The organism is Prosthecobacter sp. (assembly GCF_046154365.1).
Classification (GTDB): domain Bacteria; phylum Verrucomicrobiota; class Verrucomicrobiia; order Verrucomicrobiales; family Verrucomicrobiaceae; genus Prosthecobacter.
Genome location: NZ_JBJXFV010000132.1, coordinates 1 through 5,007, shown reverse-complemented (window position 1 = coordinate 5,007; position 5,007 = coordinate 1). Strand labels below are relative to the sequence as shown.

At 59.5% G+C, this 5,007-nt stretch carries 5 protein-coding genes; all 5 read right to left on the bottom strand.

Annotated elements, in window-relative coordinates; genetic code table 11:
- Positions 1 to 100 precede the first annotated feature (100 nt).
- Entirely contained in the window at positions 101 to 343 is a 243-nt protein-coding gene (locus ACKVY0_RS17060; RefSeq protein WP_409216032.1) for a DUF1501 domain-containing protein, read from the bottom strand.
- 74 nt (positions 344 to 417) lie between these two features.
- Complete coding sequence (locus ACKVY0_RS17055) at positions 418 to 735, bottom strand: hypothetical protein (protein WP_409216031.1); 318 nt, start codon at positions 733 to 735, stop codon at positions 418 to 420.
- Positions 736 to 790: 55 nt separating this feature from the next.
- Positions 791 to 2,359 carry a sulfatase gene (locus ACKVY0_RS17050; RefSeq protein WP_409216030.1) on the bottom strand — a complete coding sequence of 523 codons (1,569 nt, stop codon included), beginning with the start codon at positions 2,357 to 2,359 and terminating at the stop codon, positions 791 to 793.
- A complete protein-coding gene (locus tag ACKVY0_RS17045; RefSeq protein ID WP_409216029.1) occupies positions 2,356 to 3,663 on the bottom strand; it encodes a sulfatase-like hydrolase/transferase in 1,308 nt (435 codons plus the stop codon). Before ACKVY0_RS17045 ends, ACKVY0_RS17050 begins: the two co-directional genes overlap by 4 nt.
- A 10-nt stretch (positions 3,664 to 3,673) precedes the next feature.
- A partial coding sequence (locus ACKVY0_RS17040; RefSeq protein ID WP_409216028.1) for an FAD-dependent oxidoreductase occupies positions 3,674 to 5,007 on the bottom strand: 1,334 nt, incomplete at its 5' end.

Below are 5,007 nucleotides of genomic sequence, written 5' to 3'. Positions count from 1 at the left end.
GATCGAGCGCATCGAGCGTCGCCACGAGAAACGTCGTCGTGCGGCAGCCAACGCCCTCAAACGCCAACGCAAACGGGAAAAAGTTGCTCCGGCGAAGGCTTCAACCTCCTAACAAAGCAGAACTAGTCTTGATCGCCTTCGTCGGCCCGGCCGTCGTGCCCTGCTTCGGGTCCCAGGTGTCGATGTGGCTCATGCCACCGTCCATGTAGAGGTAGATGATGTTTTTCGCCTTCGCGGTGCTCGCGGGCTTGGCATCCGCAGCAAACACACGCGGCAGATGCACTCCCAGCAGCGTGCTGGCCGCGCGGGCGATGAAGTTTCGGCGATGGAGAGAGAAGTTCATGATGACGCTAATAACACGTCATCAAGGCGCGGACTTGCCGCGAGAAAATGCGATGGCTCAAAAAGACTTTCGCTTCACGGTCCCACCCTGACGCCCCGCTTGAAGGGATGGGGCACCGTGACTGGCGTCACGTCCGCCTTCGGTGGAATCGCATTCTCCAGACCGAGCGTCCAGTAGCAGGCGTTCACCAGCATCCGGCGCATCGCCTCATTCGCAAAGTCACTGCCACTCGCCTTCGCGCCGCCAATCGTGCTGGTGAAGACCCGGCCCTTGGCACCAACGGGTCGCTGCCAAGTCCAGGCGACGGGCATCATGGGATCGTTAACGTTCACCGTCTTCTTCCACTTGCCGTTCATCTGCTCGCCTACCACGGGCGCGTCATCGCTCGGCATACATAGCCAGCGGCACCACGCGCAATTGCGGCGATGAGTCCGAGGTTCGATTTCATCATTTCGCATCCTTAGCTGCCGCTTCCTTCTTCGCCGCGCGGTTGGCTTTGCGCTTCGCGGCTTTGTCGTCGGTTGCGGCGGGTTTGGCTTCGGGTTCCTCGCCTGCTTCGGTCGCAGTGCCGCCGGATTTGTCGAGCTTTGGGTAACTGGCTACGGCTTGGGCAAGTTGTGCGGGATTGGCGCGGACATCGAAGGAGGCGAGGCAGTGATCGTGGGTTTCGATCATCCATTGGCGCAGGCGATCTTGATACTTTTTCAGGAGAGCTTGGTGCTGCGGATCGTGCATGAGATTGTTCGTGCAGCCGGGATCTTTTTCGAGGTCATAGAACTCCTCGGGCACACGATAGCGGAACATGTCCACGCGCGCCTGGATGGCGGGATTGGTTTTGCCGGCTTCCTCCATCGCGGCGAAGGTCAGGCCTTCGTTGTTGTTCTTGTATTTGAATTGGCCGTCGGAGAAGGCGTTGAAGATGTAGCCGTAGCGCGCGTCCTGCACGCTACGCATCGGCTTGGGCGGGCCGCCGATGGTGTAGTCGATCTGAGTGAAGACGACATCGCGTCCGTCCTGCTCGCCACCTTTGAGAAGCGGGACCATGGAGCGTCCGTCGAGTCCGCTGGGAATGGGCAGGTCCGTGGCGTCCATGAAGGTGGCGAAGAAATCGACCTCGGAGACGAAGTGCGTCTTGTCCACGGAACCGGGTTTCGTCACGCCCGGCCAGCGCACGAGCATCGGCGTGCGATTGCTCGCGAGATAGGTGTTCGCTTTGGCAAAGGGAAACGATGAGCCGTTGTCGGTGATGAAAACAACGAGCGTGCGGCTGGCGAGTCCGGCGTCATCGAGCGCCTGGAGCACGCGGCCCACGGTGTCATCGAGACGGCGCACGGAGTTGAAGTAATGCGAGTATTCCTCGCGGACTTTCGGCAGGTCAGCGAGGTAGCTCGGGATGACCATCTCCTCGGGCTTGAAGAGCCGCGAAGGGACTTCCTCGCCATTCTTGCTGCGCCCGTTGGGGTCGTAGAACGGGCGATGCGGATCATGGGAGTTGACCATGAAGTAGAAGGGTTTGTTCTCCGACTTGCTGCGGGCGAAGAACTCCTGCGCGAAGCCGTGATACTTCGTCGGGCTGCGACCCGCGCCGAGTTCCGCGTAATCGTGCACGTAGTCCCACTTGAACGCCGCATCAGGCGTGGAGTGACTGACCTTTCCGAGAACGCCGGTGAGATACCCCGCCTTCTGGAACGTGCCAAACACCGTCGGGATCGGCTTGCTCAGCTTGTTGAAGCCAAACAGCCCGCTGTTATGTCCATAGCGTCCCGTGGCGATGATGCTGCGGCTCGGACAACAAATGGCGTTGTTGACGAAGCCATGCTGAAAGCTGAGGCCCTCGGCAGCGAGCTTGCTGAGGTTCGGCGTGACATCCGGCACCTTGCCATCCAGGAAGTCCATGGCCTCATAGCCGAGGTCATCGGCGGTGATGAGCAGGACGTTGAGTGGCGGCTCGACGGCGTGGAGCGCGGCCAGCGGTGCGAGCAGCAGGGCGGCGAGGAGGGTGAGGGCGTGTGTCATTTCGTTTCAGTCTTTGCGTTTTGCTTTCCCTTGCCGCCTTTGCCCTTCTTCGGCGCAGCAGAATCAGTCTTTCCGGTAGCGGGGCTGAGTTGGTCGAGGACGGCTTGCAGGCGCACACGGGCGGCTTTGGCGTCGGCGCTCGCTGACTCGGCGGGAACGGCTTTCTGCGCGAAGGGCGCGTCGCTCATGTCGAACAGCTCGCCGTTGTGCATGAGCTTGAAGCTTTGCTCGCGGACATACCATTCGGCACCGAGTTGCACGAAGACCCACTCGCGTGGTGTGCCGCGTTCGCCGCGCAGTTGCGGCGCGAAGCTGTGGCTGTCGAAGGTCACGCCTTCGGGCATTTTTGCTCCAGCCAGTTCGGCGAAGGTCGCGAAGAAGTCGCTGAAATCCACGAGGTCGTTCAAGACCTGGCCTGCGGGCGTGGTGCCTTTCCAGTTCGCGATGAGTGGCACGCGGCTGCCGCCTTCGAGCAGTGTGTGCTTGTGGCCGTCAATCATGCGACCGTTGATTTTGTCGGGATGCACGCTGCCGTTGTCGCCACTGAAGACGATGAGCGTGTTCTCGCGTAGGCCGAGCTTGTCGAGTTCGGCCACGATCTGGCCGACTTGTTTGTCCGCGTAGGCGATGTCGTCGTTGTAGAACTTCTTCGTGTCCGGTTTGCTATCGGGCGTGCGATGGATCTGGCCGTGGACGAGATGGGTCGGGAAGTAGAAATAGAATGGCTGCTCGCGATGCCTCCGCAGGAAATCGAGCGTGAAATCCATGCACACATCGGGGCAATACACCGGCTCCGGTGTCTCGATGGTCTGGCCGTTCTTGACGTAGCTCTTCTCCCAAAACCAACCAGTGCCGGACGGATCGGTGAGCCATTCGTCAAAGCCCCACTCGCCCGGCGTATCCCTCATCTGGCGCCACTTGCCCGCCATGCCGGTGACGTAACCCGCCTGCTTCAGAGTGCGTGCGAGCGACGGCTCATCCTTCGCGGAGGGAATGTGCGGTGAAGTGTTACTCAGCGCACCGTTGCGAAAAAGATAGCGCCCCGTGTTGAGCGTCGTGCGCGACGGGCAACACAGCGGCGGCGCGAAGCCATGCGTGAACCGCACACCCGTCGCAGCGAGTGCATCAACATTCGGCGTCTTGCCTTTGAACCGGTCGGAGCCATAGCACCCGACATCGCTGAGGCCTTCGTCATCGGTGAGGATGAAGAGGATGTTGGGCTTCTTTGCTGAAGAGTCGGCGGAGTGCAGCGCCGCCAGCGGCGCGAGCAGCAGGGCGGTGAGGAGTGTGAGGACGTGTTTCATGGTCTTCAATTTACGGTTCTTTGGTCGGGGCTGGAACTTCCCCATTCCAGAGCAGCCTTTGTTTATCCTGAAGCAGGCGCTCGCGCAGTCGCGCGTAATCAAGCTCCTGCACCGGCACTCCAGTATCAATGGCTAACGCGGCGGCAGTGCCTGCGGACTGCCCTAGAATGCCGAAGACTGGCTCCATGCGGATGCTGCTGAAAGCGACGTGCGAAGCGGAGAGTGCGACCGGCACCAGCAGGTTTGCGCACTCCGACTCCCGGGGGACGATGGAACGATAACTAATCGGATAGGGCTTCGGTATCTTCATGCCCAGACCGCCTTGAGCCTTAACCACTCCCTTGGCCACAATTCTGGAACAAAAGTGGGAATCCATCATATAACTTCCCAAACCGACACTGTCAGGCGCAACACGCTGGCTAGAACAGTCTGCCTGTGTCATCACGTAGTCCGAGATCATTCTGCGGCCTTCTCTCACGTAAAGTTCATGTGGCCAGCCATCGGTTTCTTTGAATTCTTCGGTGGTCAGGCCAAATTTCCCCACCGTCTTTCGGACCAGCGCGGGCACTTCGGGGTCGTTGGCCATAACCCACATCAGCCCTTGCTGATAGGTGACATGCTTCTGAAAAATGCGCTCGCGAGTGGCATAATCCGCCTCACACCAACCCCGACTTTCCCCCACGTAGTCAATCGACATCGGCCCGGCATTGTTGCAGTCCCCGCGGTTGAGCTTCATCGGCCCCCGTGAATAGGCGAAATTCCAAAAGGAATCGGATTTGGAATTGAGATAGCGCAGCAGTAACAGATGGGTGTCGCGATTAAAATCCCCTGGTTTGGGAAAAGGGCGTCGATCGGGTGCGTCCGAGGCGCACATGCGGAAACCATAAGCCTGCACTTGTTTATCCCCCGTGCCGGGCTCTGGAAGTGGGCCGGACTGGATGCCTGGCAGCAGGCCGCTCTTGGGATCGCCAGGGGTGCGATACGGATCCAGCGGGGATTTGAAATTATTACGCTGTGGAATATAGAAGCCGTTGATTGTCTCGCCATACTTGGAATTATCCTCGCGACCGATGGTGAATGAAACACCCGCTTGGGCCATCAGATCGCCTTCATAGCTGGCGTCGATGAACATCTTCGCCTCAACCCGATTCCCGTTCTCGAAAATAACGGCGGTAATCCTGTTCCCGGATTTCTCCACGCCTTTTAAGACGCGAGCGCAAAAAGTCCAAGGTGCTTGATCATGCCTCGGGGAGCTGGTACAAGAAGGCACACCTTCACTCATGCGCCACTTCAACGCCCCCGATTCACTCGCACAAAACAGCCTCTTTGACTCGGCTGTCCTTG